General features: G+C 67.4%; 15 protein-coding genes. 6 read left to right on the top strand and 9 right to left on the bottom strand.

The genetic code is table 11. From position 1 onward, the window contains the following. Positions 1-50: 50 nt before the first annotated feature. The 6 genes from Q0Q02_RS20615 to Q0Q02_RS20640 form a co-directional block, all read right to left on the bottom strand. Positions 51-455, bottom strand: a complete 405-nt coding sequence (locus Q0Q02_RS20615) for a low molecular weight phosphatase family protein (RefSeq protein WP_293812321.1) — start codon at positions 453-455, stop codon at positions 51-53. Positions 456-495: 40 nt separating this feature from the next. Next, a complete protein-coding gene (locus Q0Q02_RS20620; RefSeq protein WP_293812296.1) occupies positions 496-984 on the bottom strand; it encodes a UPF0262 family protein in 489 nt (162 codons plus the stop codon). Positions 985-1,022: 38 nt separating this feature from the next. After that, the gene (gene hisD / locus Q0Q02_RS20625; RefSeq protein WP_293812298.1) at positions 1,023-2,315 is read right to left on the bottom strand and encodes a histidinol dehydrogenase; all 1,293 of its coding nucleotides are present in this window, start codon (positions 2,313-2,315) and stop codon (positions 1,023-1,025) included. Positions 2,316-2,522: 207 nt separating this feature from the next. Then, positions 2,523-2,969 carry a DUF2948 family protein gene (locus tag Q0Q02_RS20630; protein ID WP_293812299.1) on the bottom strand — a complete coding sequence of 149 codons (447 nt, stop codon included), beginning with the start codon at positions 2,967-2,969 and terminating at the stop codon, positions 2,523-2,525. Positions 2,970-3,014: 45 nt separating this feature from the next. Continuing rightward, positions 3,015-4,304: a UDP-N-acetylglucosamine 1-carboxyvinyltransferase gene (gene murA / locus Q0Q02_RS20635; RefSeq protein WP_293812301.1), complete on the bottom strand. Its 1,290-nt coding sequence runs from the start codon at positions 4,302-4,304 to the stop codon at positions 3,015-3,017. A gap of 60 nt (positions 4,305-4,364) precedes the next feature. Then, complete coding sequence (locus tag Q0Q02_RS20640) at positions 4,365-4,526, bottom strand: hypothetical protein (RefSeq protein ID WP_293812303.1); 162 nt, start codon at positions 4,524-4,526, stop codon at positions 4,365-4,367. Positions 4,527-4,949: 423 nt separating this feature from the next. Between Q0Q02_RS20640 and Q0Q02_RS20645 the strand changes: the two genes are divergently transcribed. The 4 genes from Q0Q02_RS20645 to Q0Q02_RS20660 all read left to right on the top strand — a co-directional run bounded on the left by Q0Q02_RS20645 (position 4,950) and on the right by Q0Q02_RS20660 (position 11,575). Continuing rightward, entirely contained in the window at positions 4,950-5,891 is a 942-nt protein-coding gene (locus Q0Q02_RS20645) for an enoyl-CoA hydratase-related protein (protein ID WP_293812305.1), read from the top strand. A 346-nt stretch (positions 5,892-6,237) separates the two neighbouring features. Next, positions 6,238-8,568 carry an EAL domain-containing protein gene (locus Q0Q02_RS20650; protein WP_293812307.1) on the top strand — a complete coding sequence of 777 codons (2,331 nt, stop codon included), beginning with the start codon at positions 6,238-6,240 and terminating at the stop codon, positions 8,566-8,568. A 101-nt stretch (positions 8,569-8,669) separates the two neighbouring features. Continuing rightward, positions 8,670-10,115, top strand: a complete 1,446-nt coding sequence (locus tag Q0Q02_RS20655; RefSeq protein ID WP_293812309.1) for an FAD-dependent oxidoreductase — start codon at positions 8,670-8,672, stop codon at positions 10,113-10,115. A gap of 11 nt (positions 10,116-10,126) precedes the next feature. After that, complete coding sequence (locus Q0Q02_RS20660; RefSeq protein ID WP_293812311.1) at positions 10,127-11,575, top strand: HAMP domain-containing sensor histidine kinase; 1,449 nt, start codon at positions 10,127-10,129, stop codon at positions 11,573-11,575. A 15-nt stretch (positions 11,576-11,590) separates the two neighbouring features. Here the strand turns inward: Q0Q02_RS20660 and Q0Q02_RS20665 are convergent, their stop codons facing one another. Then, positions 11,591-12,220, bottom strand: a complete 630-nt coding sequence (locus Q0Q02_RS20665) for a helix-turn-helix transcriptional regulator (RefSeq protein ID WP_293812313.1) — start codon at positions 12,218-12,220, stop codon at positions 11,591-11,593. Between the two features lie 165 nt (positions 12,221-12,385). Between Q0Q02_RS20665 and Q0Q02_RS20670 the strand changes: the two genes are divergently transcribed. After that, a complete protein-coding gene (locus Q0Q02_RS20670) occupies positions 12,386-12,730 on the top strand; it encodes a DUF952 domain-containing protein (protein WP_293812315.1) in 345 nt (114 codons plus the stop codon). Next, the gene (locus Q0Q02_RS20675) at positions 12,727-13,815 is read left to right on the top strand and encodes a quinone-dependent dihydroorotate dehydrogenase (protein WP_293812317.1); all 1,089 of its coding nucleotides are present in this window, start codon (positions 12,727-12,729) and stop codon (positions 13,813-13,815) included. The genes Q0Q02_RS20670 and Q0Q02_RS20675 overlap by 4 nt, the downstream gene beginning before the upstream one ends. Before the next feature lie 209 nt (positions 13,816-14,024). Here the strand turns inward: Q0Q02_RS20675 and Q0Q02_RS20680 are convergent, their stop codons facing one another. Together Q0Q02_RS20680 and Q0Q02_RS20685 are read right to left on the bottom strand one after the other, a co-directional pair. Then, positions 14,025-14,279, bottom strand: a complete 255-nt coding sequence (locus Q0Q02_RS20680) for a DUF6460 domain-containing protein (protein WP_244638997.1) — start codon at positions 14,277-14,279, stop codon at positions 14,025-14,027. Positions 14,280-14,494: 215 nt separating this feature from the next. Then, on the bottom strand, positions 14,495-14,637 hold a 143-nt coding region (locus tag Q0Q02_RS20685), incomplete at its 5' end, for a LuxR C-terminal-related transcriptional regulator (RefSeq protein WP_293812323.1).

Consider the following 14,637-nt stretch of genomic DNA (forward strand, 5'->3'; position numbering starts at 1 on the left):
TAGCCTTCGCCGCAACCTTTATCTTCTGGCTCAATCAATGAGTCCTGAGCCTAGCTCTGCAGGCGCTGCTTGATGCGCTTGATCAGGCCGTCCCGGACGTCACGATAGGCGTCGAGCTTCTGCTCGCGCGAGCCCTGGAACACGGTGGGGTCGACGGTCGGCCAGTATTCCACCTCGGCGGCATGGGTCCGCGTCAGGTCGAGGGCCTTGTGGTGGGCTTCCGGCGAGAGCGTGATGATCAGGTCGAAATTGAGCCCTTCCCACTCCTCGAGCTCCTCGACCGATTTCGGCCGGTGGCGGCTGAGGTCGATGCCGATCTCGTCGAGCACCGTCAGCGCGAAGCCGTCGGCCTCGCCCTTCCGGGCGCCGGCCGACTGGACATAGATCGACTTGCCGAAGAAGTGCTTGGCCAGGGCCTCGGCCATCGGCGAGCGCACGGCGTTCATCGCGCACATGAACAGCACGCTCTGGACCTTGCGCGAGGGCTCCAACGCGTCAGCCCTTCCAGTGCAGGGCGTAGATCAGCGTGAAGAGGCGGCGGGCCGTATCGAAATCGACTTCGACCTTGTTGGCCAGCCGCTCCGCCAGGATGCCGGCAGCCTCGTCATGCAGGCCGCGCCGGCCCATGTCGATCGCCTCGATCTGCGCCGGCGTCGAGGTCCGGATCGCCGCATAATAGCTGTCGCAGACCAGTTCGTAGTCCTTGATGATGCGCCGGAACGGACTGAGCGAGAGGTGATGCGTCACGACCGGCGCACCATCGGCCTGCTTGATCTCGAAAACGAGACGCCGCTCGATCATTGCGAGATGCGCGAGATAAGGCCCGCCATCGTGCTCGGGAACGACGAAGCTGTTCCGCTCGATCAGGTCGTAGATCGCGACGGCACGCTCGTGCTCCTGATCGGGCGTGCCCCGGCCGAGAGAATTCTCGTCGAGGGTCAGGCCTACCAGGCGCTGGGTGATGGCAGTCGAGACGTCGGACATCGCTCCTCCGGCCGTGGCGCCGCCCGTCGCAGCAGCACTCAGAGATTCAGCCTGATCGTCACGGATCGGCCGTGCGCCTGCAAGCCCTCGGCTTCAGCCAATTGCGTCGCGGCGGAAGCCAGCGCGCGCAGGCCCTCAGGCGCGCATTTCAGGAGCGAGGTCCGCTTCATGAAGTCGCCGACGCCGAGACCGGAGGAGAAGCGGGCCGAACGGGCCGTCGGCAGAACATGGTTGGGGCCGCCGACATAGTCGCCGATCGCTTCCGGCGTATGGCCGCCGAGGAAGATCGCCCCGGCATTGCGGATCAGCCCCGCGAGCCGGTCCGGATCGGCCGTCATGATCTCCAGATGCTCGGGCGCAAGCCGGTCGACCAGCGGCGCGGCGGCTTCGAGATCGGCGACGAGCAGGATCGCGCCGAATTCCTGCCAGCTTTTGCCCGCGATCTCGGCACGCGGCAGCGTCGCGAGCTGGGCCGCCACCGCCTTCTCGACTTCGGCGGCGAGGCCGGCATCGTCGGTCATCAGGATCGATTGGGCGGAGACGTCATGCTCGGCCTGCGCCAGCAGGTCGGCGGCGATCCAGTCGGGATTGGCGCTGCGGTCGGCGATGACCAGCACCTCGGAGGGGCCGGCGATCATGTCGATGCCGACCTGGCCGAAGACGCGGCGCTTGGCGGCAGCGACATAGGCATTGCCGGGGCCGACGATCTTGGCCACGGGAGCGATCGTGGCCGTGCCATAGGCGAGCGCCGCGACAGCTTGCGCGCCGCCGATGCGGTAGACCTCGTCGACGCCAGCGAGGCGAGCGGCGGCGAGCACGAGCGGATTGGTTTCGCCGCGCGGCGTCGGCGCGACCATGACGATGCGCGGCACGCCGGCGACCTTCGCCGGGATCGCATTCATCAGTACCGAGGACGGATAGCTCGCCGTGCCGCCGGGCACATAAAGCCCGACCGCTTCGATCGCGCTCCAGCGCCAGCCGGCGCCGACGCCGGCCGAATCCTCGACCCAGGAATCGGCTGGTTTCTGGCGGCGGTGATAGGTCTCGATGCGCTCGCGCGCCGTCTCCAGCGCCGCCAGCAATTCGGGCGAACAGGCAGCCACGGCCGCATCGATCTCGGCTTCGCTGACGCGCAAAGTCTCGGGCGCCAGATCGAGCGCGTCGAAGCGGGAGGTGTAATCGATCAGTGCCGCGTCGCCCTTCTCACGGACATCGGCGATGATGTCGGCGGCGACGCGATCGACCTCTTCCGAGACCTCGCGCTTGGCGGAGAGCAGCGCCGCGAAGCCCTCGCCGAAGCGGGCATCCCTGTCGTCGAGCCTGATCGGCATGGGTATCCTCGGGAATCCGAACTCTCAGTCGTCATTCCGGGCGTAGCGTAGCGAAGACCCGGAATCCATCGTAGAGCGCAGTCCCCTTCGATGGATCCCGGATCGGCGCCGCTGCGCGGCTTGTCCGGGATGACGGCGCGTTCTTAGACGAAGGGAGCCGAAGGTTGAAGCGGTCGCAGGCCGAAAAGCGGCGACGCCATAACAAGCTCAGGCGCCGTCGGGATGTCCGGGCGTGGCGACGGCTTCCCAGACCGGGCCGAGATCCTTCATCTGGGCCTCGATGCATTCGACCGAGAGGCGGATCGCCGCTCCTTCCGAAAAATGCAGCGTCACGTCGCCTGCCGGCTCCTCGCCCTGGTCGAAGGTGACGGCGAGAAGGTTCAGGACCTTGTCGGGATCGTTCTTGTTCAGCTTGGCGCTGCGCACGGACTGGACGCGGTCGAAATGCAGCGCCGTCAGACGGCGCCGGCGTTGGCCGTGCTGGGCGCCTTCCCAATCGAAGCGGCGCAGCGCGAGCGCGAAGCGCTGCTCGCGCGGGAGATAGACGAGGTCGGCCGCCTTCAGCACCGCATCCTGGAGATGGGCTGAGACAATCGCGAGGTCATCCGCATCGAGCGCGATGAGCTTGAGCGGGTCGGCGGCATCGTCTGACATGCTCTTGTTCTGACGAGCCGCCTCAAGAAAATCAACAGCCGAGGATCAGCCGCTGATACGCTCCACCAGAGCGCCGCAGCGGCCGAGCTTGGCTTCCAGCGCCTCGAAGCCGCGATCGAGATGGTAGACGCGGTTGATCGTGGTGTCGCCTTCGGCGGCGAGCCCGCCGATGACCAGCGAGACCGAGGCGCGCAGGTCCGTCGCCATCACCGGCGCGCCGGTCAGCTTTTCGACGCCCTCGACGAGCGCGACATCGCCGTCCAGCCGGATCTTCGCGCCGAGCCGGGCAAGCTCCTGCACATGCATGAAGCGGTTCTCGAAGATGGTCTCGCGGATGCGCGAGGTGCCCTTGGCCCGGGTCATCAGCGCCATGAACTGCGCCTGAAGGTCGGTCGGGAAGCCCGGGAAAGGGTCGGTGTCGACATCGACCGCCTCAAGGCCGCGGCCATTGCGGCGCACGCGGATGCCTTCGTTGGTCGTGTCGATCTCGACACCGGCCTTGGAGAGCACGTCGAGCGCCGATTGCATCAGCTCGGGCTTGGCGCCTTCAAGCAGGACGTCGCCGCCGGTCATCGCCACGGCCATGGCATAGGTGCCGGCCTCGATACGATCGGGCAACACGGCATGATGCGCGCCGCCGAGGCGCGCCACACCGGTCACCACGATCCGGGAGGTGCCGGCGCCCTCGATCTTGGCGCCCATCTTGACGAGGCAGGCGGCAAGGTCGGTGACCTCCGGCTCGCGGGCCGCGTTCTCGATCACGGTCGTGCCCTGTGCGAGCACCGCAGCCATGAGCGCGGTATGGGTGCCGCCGACCGTCACCTTCGGGAAGACGATCTCGCCGCCCTTCAGGCCCCTGGGCGCGCGCGCCAGCGCATAGCCGTTCTCGATGACGATCTCGGCCCCGAGCTTCTCCAGCGCCATCAGCAGCAGGTCGACCGGGCGGGTGCCGATGGCGCAGCCGCCGGGCAGCGAAACCTTGGCCTCGCCCATTCGGGCCAGGATCGGCGCGATCACCCAGAAGCTCGCCCGCATGGTCGAGACCAACTCATAGGGCGCGCAGGTGTCGACGATCTGGCGTGCGGTCAGCGAGATGGTCTGGCCGGTCTCGGCCGACTGTCCGATGCGCTTGCCGGCGACGGTGCGGTCGACGCCCTGGTTGGACAGGATGCGCGAGAGCGCCGTCACGTCCGAGAGGCGCGGCACATTGGTCAGCGTCAGCGTCTCGTCCGTCAGCAGGCTCGCGATCATCAGCGGCAGGGCGGCGTTCTTCGCGCCGGAAATCGGAATGGCGCCGTTGAGGCGCTGGCCGCCGGTGATGCGGATCTTGTCCATCGGGGGGTCCTGATCGGCCGGCCGGGCGCAAGGCCGGCGGCACCTGGGAGAAACGGGAGTTCAGGTCCGGGGGGTATCGGCCTGAGAGGGCGGTTCCGGCTCACGCGCTTGCGCCTCGTCCGAGCGGCGAGCGCGAGCCTGGGCCTTGCGGCGCTTCAGGTTCTCGCGAAGCGCAGCGGCAAGGCGCGCCTGCTTCTCGTCTTCGGCTGTCTGGCGGGTCACGACGTCAGCTCGACATTGGGTGTTTGAACGCGGGAACGCGGCGAATTCGCGGCGGTATCGTTAGCTCCACAGCCAGCAGCGGACAAGCGCCGCGATGGCCATCGCCCCCTGCCCCAGGACGGGCCGGCCTCGTGCCGGAGCGAGCCAGCCGGAATCCTGTTTTCAAGGCCAGGAACGATCCTTCCCCCGACAACCACGGCATCGACCGTTTGTTTCATTGCTCGGGCCTTCGCACGAAATTTTCGTTCGCTCCGCGGCGGCGCGGCTCTTGCCTTGCCGCGCCAACGGCCGGCAGCAAGCCCACCACATGACGCTTGGTAAAGCAAAAATCCTTAATGCTATTAACCATTTCCGGGAGAAAGCGTTTACACTTTGTTAAGCTCGTTTACGCTGCCGGCATCAAGGAGTTCGTGGGGTAGCGTCATGTTGCAGTCCTTGAAGTTGGGAACAGGGAGCCTCGCGCCGACCCTGTTCGAGAGTTGCGAAGTCATCGATGCGATCCGCTACAAGGCGGGCTTCCTGCCGGAGGTGGAGATCGCCTACGAGCCGGAGATCAAGACGCTCTGGGTCACGATCCGGCCGGAACTGAAGCCCGTCTTCACGCTGCAGCTGCTCGACAGCCTGGTGAAAATTCAGAGCGCGATCGTCGCGCTATGGGGCGCGCCGGACCAGTATCACCGCGCGCCGGTGCGCTTCCTCGCCTTCCGCGGCGCCGGACCGTTCTTCACGCTCGGCGGCGATCTCGATTTCTATCTGGACTGCCTGGCCAAGAACGACCGCGCGTCGCTGGCCGAATACGCCCGGCTCTCGGCGGAAGGCGCGATCTGGAACTCCGGCGGCCTCAACGGCCTCGTGGTGACGCTCTCGACGATCCATGCCAAGGCGATCGGCGGTGGCATCGACGCGCCGCGCTCATGCAACGTCATGATCGCCGAGGAACAGGCTTCGTTCGTCTACCCGGAGATCAAGTTCAACCACTTCCCGATCACGGCGGTGGCGATCCTGTCGCGGCGCATGGGCCAGCGCGCGGCCGAACAGATGCTGCTCTCCGGCGAGGAGATGAGCGCGCAGGAATTCATGGTCGCCGGCGGCCTCGAGGCGGTGGTCCCGACCGGGACGGGCGAGGACTGGATCCGCAAGTATTGCGCCGACTCGCTGCCGATCCACGCGGCCAAGACCGCCCTGTTCTCGGCCTTCAACCGTCGCCATGGCGACCTGCGCGAAGAGCTCGGCCATCTCGGACAGATCTGGACGGATTGCATGCTCCGCCTCAGCCCGAGCGCGATCTCGAAGCTGCAACGCATCGCCCAGACACAGGACCGGATGCTGGCGCGCGTCTACCAGCGCCATCTCGCGCCGGTCTAGGTTCTGTGAACATGTGATTGGCTCGGCCTTGCCGAGGCTCCGCCGTCATTCCGGGGCTTCGCGTCAGCGAAGAGCCCGGAACCCAGAGCCGATGCCGTTTCCATAAGGAGCGCAGTCGGGTCAGCGCCCAAAATCCATGACCGCGTCGTTTCTGGGTTCCGGGCTCAGGCCTGCGGCCTGCCCCGGAATGACGAGGAAGGTTCCGGCAGCTTGCAATACGCCGGAAGAAACGCCTCCGGAAAACCACACGAAGCATTTACCTCTGCTCTCGTACAACCCTTTGGCATGATGCACGACGTGCGGATGGCGCGCGTCGTACCGCGTGAGGCGGCAAAGGCAGGAGTCGATGGCAGGCGCGCTCAAGCGACTGATGACGGCGGGCGGGCGCGCGCAGGGCGAGAATATCGACCTGACCGGCTATACGCTGCTGGTCAGTTCGCTGTTCTCGTCGCCCGCCTCGATCATCCCCGGCGGCATCGCCGGCATCCTGACGCCGTTCCTATGCTGGGTCTCAACCGGCATGGACATCTTCATGAGCCTCACCATCCTGGTGACGCTCATCGTCGTCCTGCGCATCGTGACGGTGATCGCCTATCGGCGGCGCAACCACGCGCAGGACAGCTACGCGCAGACCCGCCGCTGGGACCGCGACTATTTCCTCGGCGCCACGGTGTTCAGCGCCGTCCTCGGCTACAGCTGCTATGTCGCCCTGGTCCAGACGGACGATGCCGCGGCCCATATCACTTCGGTCGCCTCGACCATCGCGCTGGCCTCGGGCTATGTCGCGCGCAATGCCGGGCGGCCGAAATTCGTCGCGGTGCAGCTCCTGACCTTCTGCATTCCCATGGCGATCGGCCTGATCGCCGCGCATAATCCCTATTACCGCTATATCGGCTATTTCGCCTTCCTCTACGTGGCGGCCAATATCGCGATCACCAATTCGCTGCATCGCAACCTGCTCGCGCTCAGCGACGCCAACAAGCAATCGAAGGCGCTCGCCTCCGCGCTGCATTCGCAGAACCTGACGCTGGACGCCGCACTCAACACGATGATCGACGGGCTGGCGATGTTCGACCGCAGCCTCAAGCTCGCGGTCAGCAACGCCCCCCACAGCACGCTTTACGGCCTGCCCGAGACGCTCGCACTGCCCGGCACGCCGCTGACGGCGATCGCGCGTTTCCTGGTCGAGCGGCAGGTGATCACCCAGGAGCAGTTGCGCGACATCCGCACGGCGCTGACGGAGGTGCAGGCCACACAACAGGCCACCAGCCGCGAGGTGGTGACGCGGGGTGGCCTCGTGCTGGTCGTGACGCTCGCCCCCGCTGCCGAGGGCGGCATCCTGATGCTCACGGAGGACGCCACCCAGCGCAAGGCGACCGAGGCGCGCATCGAGCAGATGGCGCGCTTCGACGAATTGACGGGGCTGGCGAACCGCTTCGAATACACCGCGCAGATCACCGAGGCCTTCGCCAAGCTCGAGCGCACGGGCGAGGGCTTCGCGCTGCTCTATCTCGATCTCGACGGCTTCAAGCAGGTCAATGACAGCCTCGGCCACGATATCGGCGACCATGTGCTGATGGAGACCGCGAGCCGCCTGCGCAGCGCGATCCGCAGCAACGACCAGCTCGCCCGCTTCGGCGGCGACGAGTTCCTGCTGATCCTGCCGTCCTCCGACATTGCCGTCGTCACCGCGATCGCCCAGCGCATGATCGACGTCATGACGCGGGCCTTCGATGTCGAAGGCAAGACCGTCTATGTCACGGCCAGCATCGGCATCGCCATCGCGCCGCTCGACGGCGCCAATCCGGCCGACCTGCTGCGCCATGCCGATACCGCGCTGTACAAGGCCAAGTCCGCCGGCCGCAACATGCTGATGTTCTTCAACCCGGCCATGGCCGAGGAGATGATGGAACGGCACGAGATCGAGATCGATCTGCGCCGGGCCTGCACCGACGGCACGCTCGAACTCTACTATCAGCCGATCATCGACCTGAAGACCCAGGCGATCGTGTCGCGCGAGGCGCTGATGCGCTGGCGCCACCCCACGCGCGGCATGGTGCCGCCGAGCGTCTTCATCCCGATCGCCGAGCAATCCGGCCTGATCGCCAGCATGGGCGACTGGGCGATCCGCCAGGCCTGCCGCGATGCCGCGAGCTGGGAGCCGGGCATCGGCGTCTCCGTCAACGTCTCGCCGCTGCAGTTCCGGGAGCCGCGCCGGATCGTCGAGACAGTCAAGAAAGCGCTCCTCGCCTCCCATCTCGAATCGCGGCGATTGATGCTCGAAGTCACGGAATCGCTGCTGATCGAGGAAGAAAAGCTGGCGCTTTCGGTCCTCGACGAATTGCGGGCACTGGGCGTGACTTTCGCGCTCGACGATTTCGGCACCGGATACTCCTCCCTCGCCTATCTCTCGACCTATCCGTTCGCGCAGGTGAAGATCGATCAGAGCTTCACGCGCGAGGTCCATACCAACGAAGCCTCCAAGGCGGTCATCGAGGCTGTCTGCCAGTTGGCGCGCCGCCTGCAGATGAGCGTCGTCGTCGAAGGCATCGAGACGGAGCAACAGCGCATCGCGGTCCAGCTCCTCGGCGCCCATCGCGCGCAGGGCTTCCTGTTCGGCCGCCCGGAGGCACTGGCCAGCATCAAGAGCCGGGACGGCAAGCGCAGCGTGGCCTGAACAGGCAGCGCTCTTTTTCCAAAGCTGCTGCGCAGCGGCCTTGATTCCGCCGGCCGGGCAACGCATCAGCGATGAGAACAGCGAGCGAGACGGAATCTCCGGTGAGCGACGGCACGGCCAAGGCGGCGAAACCAGCCGCGTTGACACCCGATATCTGCGTCATCGGCGCGAGCGCGAACGGCGTCGCGCTGGCCATCGCCGCGGCGGCCTTCGGCGTCCCGGTCGTCCTGATCGAGCGCAATGCCATCGGCGGAGACCGGGGCCCGCTCGCCACCCAGGCCCTGATCGCAAGCGCTGCCCGAGCGCAGGCGCTGCGCGATGCGGCGCGCCTCGGACTGGCGGCAGCAGAGCCGCAGACCAACCCGGGCCAGATCCACGACCATATCCAGCGTGCCCTCGCCACCGACCGGGCCAATCATTCAGCCGAGCGCCTGGCCGCGCTGGGTATCACCGTCATCCGGGGCGAAGCTCGCTTCACCAGCCGCAGCACGGTCACTGTCGACGGGCGCCCGATCAAGGCGCGCCGCTTCGTGATCGCCACCGGCGCGCGCGCCGCTCCGGCCGTGATACCGGGAGGCGATACGGTCCCCCTCCTCCACGAGTCCGATCTGGCCAGCCTGACCCGATTGCCCGAACGGCCGATCGTCATCGGCAGCGCGGGCATTGCCCTGGCCCAGGCTCTGCGCCGCCTTGGCAATGCTGCGGCCCTCGTCACACCGGAAAGCCTGCTGGCGGGTCATGACGAGGAAGCCGCCACGATCCTGCGGCGCCGGCTCTTGCGCGAGGGACTGGCGCTTCACGAAAACAGCGCGCCGCTGCGGGTGGAACGCGCTCGATCGGGGCTGCGTCTCGTCCTCGCGACACCGGCGGGCGAGATGACCGTCGAGGGCTCGCATCTCATCGTGACCGGCCCACGCCGCCCCGAGATCGGCAATCTCGACCTCGATCTCGCCGGCATTCGCCATGATGGCTCGGGCATCAGCGTCGACCGGGGCCTGCGGACGAGCAATCGCCGCGTCCATGCCCTGGGAGCCTGCGCGGGTGGTGCGGCAGCTTCGCCGCCCGATCACGCCGGCGACGACCATGTCGGGCTGCTGCTGCGCAGCATCCTGTTCCGCCAGCCGGTCAGGATCGCCCCCGTGAGCGAGCCGCGCGTCGTCTGGACCCGGCCGCAGATCGCTTCGGTCGGGCTGACGGAGGCGGAGGCTCGCAAGACGGGCGGGGCCATCCGGATGTTGCGCTGGCCCTTCTCCGAGAACGCGGCCGCGCAAGCCTCCGGCGAGACCGAGGGCTTCGTCAAGGCGATCGTCGACCGCAAGGGCCGCATCCTCGGCGTCACCATCGCCGGCGAAGACGCGGGCGAACTGATCGCGCCATGGTGCATCGCGATGCGAGCCGGGCTCGACGCCGGCACTGTCGCCGGCATGCCTCTGCCCTCCATGGCTCGTTCCGACGCCTCGCGCCGCGCCGCGCTTTCCTTCCATGCGACACTGACCGCGCGGCCGGCCCTGCGCTGCCTCATCGGCTTTCTGCGTCGTTTCGGCTAAGATCACCGACGATGCATGCGCCCAAGCCAGCCCTATCGGTCAGCCAGCCGCGCGGCCTCACGCGCCTCGGCCTCTCGGCCAAGCTGCTGCTCGTCACCGTGCTCTTCGTCATGTTGGCGGAGGTCCTGATCTATCTGCCCTCCATCGCGAATTTCCGGCGCAACTGGCTGCATGACCGGATCGCCGCCGCGCAGGTCGCCGCGCTGGTGCTCGAAGGAGCGCCCGAGGACGGCCTGCCGGAGGGCAGCGAAAACCGCCTGCTGATGGGCGTCGGCGCCCGCGCCATCGCCGCGCGCGTCGGTGGCGCGCGCCGCCTGCTCAGCCTCGATTCGATGCCGCCACCGGAGGTCTCCCGCTCGGTCGACCTGCGCAATCTCGATTGGCTGACGGCGATCAACGAGGCCCTTACGGTGCTCGTCGCCCCCGCGACCATGCCGATCCGCGTGGTCGGCGAGGCGGTCGGCGGCGCCGATTTCGTCGAGATCGTCATCGACGAGGCGCCGCTGCACCGGGCGATGCTGAAATTCTCCTGGAGCCTGCTGCTGATCTCGCTGCTGCTCACCGGGCTGACGGCGCTTGCCGTCTATATCGCGCTCAATGCGCTGATCATCGGGCCGATCCGGCATCTGGCGGCGAATGTCATGGAGTTCGAGGCGGACCCTGAGAACCCGCAACGGGTCATCGAGCCCTCGCTGCGCGCCGACGAGATCGGCGAAGCGGAACGCGCGCTCGCCCGCATGCAGGCGACGCTCGCCGACGAATTGCGCACCAAGAAGCATCTTGCCGAGCTTGGCCTTGCCGTCTCGAAGATCAACCACGACCTGCGCAACATGCTGGCGGCCGCACAGCTCATGTCGGACCAGCTCATCGAGACCCGCGACGCCAAGATCCGCCGCTTCGCGCCGCGCCTGATCGCGACGCTGGGGCGCGCCATCGATTTCTGTCAGGCGACCCTCGCCTACGGCCGCGCCGCCGAGGCGACGCCCGCCGTCCGCAACGTCCCGCTGCGGCAGCTCGTCGCGGAGCAGGCGGAGATGCTCGGCCTCGGCGACGGCAAGCAGCCGCGTTTCGAGAACCGGATTCCGCCCGAACTCTCCGCCCCTTGCGACCCCGACCAGATGGCGCGCGTGCTGACGAACCTGATGCGCAACTCGATCCAGGCGCTGACGCGCGCCGGGGCGGAGGCCGGCGACCTGCCGATGCTGACGGTGACGGGCAGCGCAGAAAACGACGCGGTGGCACTGCGCATCATCGACAACGGCCCCGGCGTGCCGGATCGGGCGCGGGCCAACCTGTTCCAGGCCTTCCGCGGTTCGGTGACGCCCGGCGGCACCGGTCTCGGCCTTGCGATCGCGGCCGAGCTGGTCCGGCTCCATGGCGGCTCGATCACGCTCGAACCGTCCGAGACCGGCGCCATCTTCGCCGTCACGCTGCCGGCGCGGCGCGCCAACGGACACTGACGGCCGGCGAAGCGCCTACTGACTCGCCCAGATCACCCGCGCCATGAAGGCGATCTCGGCATTGTTCAGCACACGGTCCGCATGCTCGGGATTGAGCGAGGCGAGCTCGACCGTCTTGGCGGTCTGGCGCTTGAGTTGCTTGGCCAGCACCTCGCCTTCCACCGTCTTGACCACGACCCGGTCGCCGCGCCGGACCGTCGCCGTCGGCGAGACGATGATGGTATCGCCATCACGGTAGAGCGGCAGCATCGAATCGCCTGATATCTCCAGCGCATAGGCCTTCTCGTCGGCGACGCCGGGAAAGGCGACCTCCTCCCAGCCCGTGCCGACCGGAAAGCCGCCATCGTCGAAGAAGCCGCCCGAGCCCGCCTGGGCGAAGCCGATCAACGGGATCGTACGCGCCGGCGCCGGCTCGCGGCGCAGCACCATGCTCATGAACTCGTCGAAGGAGGCGCCGGTCGCGACCAGGATCTTGGAGATCGATTCGGTCGAGGGCCAGCGCTCACGCCCGTCGGGGGCGACGCGCTTGGAGCGGTTGAAGGTGGTGGCATCGAGCCCGGCCTTGCGCGCCAGCCCCGAGGCGGTGAAACCATAGCGCTGGGCCAGCGTGTCGATCGCCCCCCAGATCTGGTCATGTGACAGCATCGCGCAGACCTCGCTTCGCTCTTGCCGTAGGGCGGGGATTGGAGATAGGAAATATCCCCTATCCGATAAGATTTCAATCCGAATCTCGCCGCAATCAGACAACGGCTTGCGGAATCCTCCTGCCAGCGTTTAAGCCGTTGCCGACATCCGCGCGCGAGACCTCCGGTGCCCCTGATCTACAAGATATGCCCTGCCGCGCTCTGGTCGGAAGCCGAGGCCAAGGGCCGTTTCGACGGCGCCCCGATCGATCTCGCCGACGGCTACATCCATTTCTCCACGGGAGCCCAGGTCGCCGAGACCGCGGCGAAGCATTTCGCCGGGCAGGACGGGCTGCTGCTCATCGCCATCGACGACGGGCGCCTCGGCTCGGCTCTGCGCTACGAGCCCTCGCGCGGCGGCGCCTTGTTCCCGCATCTCTATGCCCCGCTCGATCCAAAGGTTGTCCGCTGGATCGCCCCCATGCCGCTGAAGAACGACGGCAGCCACATTCTACCGGAGACGCTCGCATGATCGGCGGCCTGTTCAACCTCGCCCGGCCGCTGATCCACCGCATGGATGCGGAGATGGCGCATCGCCTGACCGTCACGGCGCTCGCCACAGCACCCGCCTTGAAACCGGGCGCAGACGATCCCGTGCTCGCGACCGAAGCGTTCGGGCTGTCCTTCCCCAACCCGGTCGGTCTCGCGGCCGGCTTCGACAAGAATGCCGAGGCGATCGACGGCGCGCTGGGGCTCGGCTTCGGCTTCGTCGAGGTCGGCGGCGTAACACCGCTGCCGCAACCCGGCAATCCGCGCCCGCGCGTCTTCCGCCTGCTGGAAGACGAGGCCGTCATCAACCGCTATGGCCTCAACAGCGAGGGCATGGAGGCCGTGGCCAAGCGGCTCGAGGCCCGCCGCGGCCGCAACGGACTCGTCGGCGTCAATCTCGGCGCCAACAAGGAATCGGTAGACCGTGCCGCCGATTACGCCACGCTGGCGCGCCGACTCGCCCCGCTCGCCGATTTCCTGACGATCAACGTCTCTTCGCCAAACACGCCCGGCCTGCGCGACCTGCAGGCGGAAAGCGCGCTCGACGATCTCGTGGCGCGCACGCTCGCCGCGCGGGACGAAGTCGCCGCCGGCGGCAAGCGCACGCCGATCCTGATCAAGATCGCCCCCGACCTGACCTTGCCCGAGCTCGACGGCATGATCGCGGTCGCGCGCAAGCGCCAGATCGACGGGCTGATCGTCTCGAACACCACGATCGCGCGCCCGGACAGCCTGCGCAGCGCCAGCAAGGGCGAGACCGGCGGGCTTTCCGGCAAGCCGCTCTTCACCGCCTCGACCCGCATCCTGGCCGAGGCCTTCCTGCGTGTCGACGGGCAGTTCCCGCTGGTCGGGGTCGGCGGCGTCGATTCGGCTGAAGCCGCCTTCGCCAAGATCCGCGCCGGCGCGACGCTGGTGCAGTTCTATTCGGCGATGGTGTTCAAGGGGCCGGGACTCGCCAAGGAGATCAAGGCAGGCCTCGCCACGCGGGCGCGCCGTGCCGGCCTGACGCGTCTGACCGCCCTGATCGGGCGCGATGCGGCGGCGATCGCGCGCGGCGAAGGGCTGTAGATAAGCGCGGAACCGTGACCGGCCCCCTCTCCCCTTGCGGGAGAGGGTTGGGGTGAGGGGTCGCTCAGGTTTGTATCGCTTGCGCCGCGCATCTTTATCAAAGAGGTCGTGCAACCCCTCATCCGTCAGCGCTTCGCGCTGCCACCTTCTCCCGCAAGGGGAGAAGGGAGGTCGCTTCGCCCGAGAATGACGGCGTAGTTCGGATGAACTTACTTCCGCGCAGCGAAGAGCCGCATCAGCAGCCAGAGCGGTACGACGATCAGGGCGCCGGCAATGACCCATTGTCCGACCTCGCGCACCGCGCCGAAGCCGAGCCCGGTGATCGAGCGCAGGAAGCGTGCGGCGGCCTCGTAGAGGCTCTGCGGGGAGAGGCCGAGAAAGGCCATGGCCGCGCCGACCAGAAGCGAGATGAAGATCAGGCGGACGAGGACGCTGAGGGGCGAGCCGCCGAGAAACCGTTCCATGGAAGCGTTGGCCATCCTGTTGCGCCCCATGCCGATCCGGGGCGCTTCCGCGCTGTCTTAACCTGAAACAGGCCGCGCTTGAATGGCGTCTGAACGCGGTCCTCGTTCGAAATTACATTGCCCGCACAAACGCGGGTCATTCCGGACGACCGCAGGGCGATCCGGGATGACCCGCGCTCTATGGAGGGCAGTTCAGCCTATCGGGGAAACGATCATCAAGCCGTCGCGCTGGCCCCCGCCGTCGCCCAGGCGGTGCCGGCGATCTTCGAGGCGGCGATCACGGCTTGCGTGCGGCTGTCGACATCGAGCTTGGTCAGGATCGCCGAGACATGGGCCTTCACCGTCGCCTCGGAGACGC

Origin of the sequence: uncultured Allobosea sp. (genome assembly GCF_945956895.1) — a bacterium.
Taxonomy (GTDB): Bacteria; Pseudomonadota; Alphaproteobacteria; order Rhizobiales; family Beijerinckiaceae; genus Allobosea.

Bases quoted from the DNA above. Each gene is read 5' to 3' on its own strand.
- hisD (WP_293812298.1), bottom strand. From the start codon at position 2,315: ATGCCGATCAGGCTCGACGACAGGGATGCCCGCTTCGGCGAGGGCTTC.
- Q0Q02_RS20680 (WP_244638997.1), bottom strand. From the start codon at position 14,279: ATGGAACGGTTTCTCGGCGGCTCGCCCCTCAGCGTCCTCGTCCGCCTG.
- Q0Q02_RS20630 (WP_293812299.1), bottom strand. From the start codon at position 2,969: ATGTCAGACGATGCCGCCGACCCGCTCAAGCTCATCGCGCTCGATGCG.
- Q0Q02_RS20620 (WP_293812296.1), bottom strand. From the start codon at position 984: ATGTCCGACGTCTCGACTGCCATCACCCAGCGCCTGGTAGGCCTGACC.
- Q0Q02_RS20645 (WP_293812305.1), top strand. From the start codon at position 4,950: ATGTTGCAGTCCTTGAAGTTGGGAACAGGGAGCCTCGCGCCGACCCTG.
- Q0Q02_RS20615 (WP_293812321.1), bottom strand. From the start codon at position 455: ATGTGCGCGATGAACGCCGTGCGCTCGCCGATGGCCGAGGCCCTGGCC.
- Q0Q02_RS20650 (WP_293812307.1), top strand. From the start codon at position 6,238: ATGGCAGGCGCGCTCAAGCGACTGATGACGGCGGGCGGGCGCGCGCAG.
- Q0Q02_RS20660 (WP_293812311.1), top strand. From the start codon at position 10,127: ATGCATGCGCCCAAGCCAGCCCTATCGGTCAGCCAGCCGCGCGGCCTC.
- Q0Q02_RS20675 (WP_293812317.1), top strand. From the start codon at position 12,727: ATGATCGGCGGCCTGTTCAACCTCGCCCGGCCGCTGATCCACCGCATG.
- murA (WP_293812301.1), bottom strand. From the start codon at position 4,304: ATGGACAAGATCCGCATCACCGGCGGCCAGCGCCTCAACGGCGCCATT.
- Q0Q02_RS20665 (WP_293812313.1), bottom strand. From the start codon at position 12,220: ATGCTGTCACATGACCAGATCTGGGGGGCGATCGACACGCTGGCCCAG.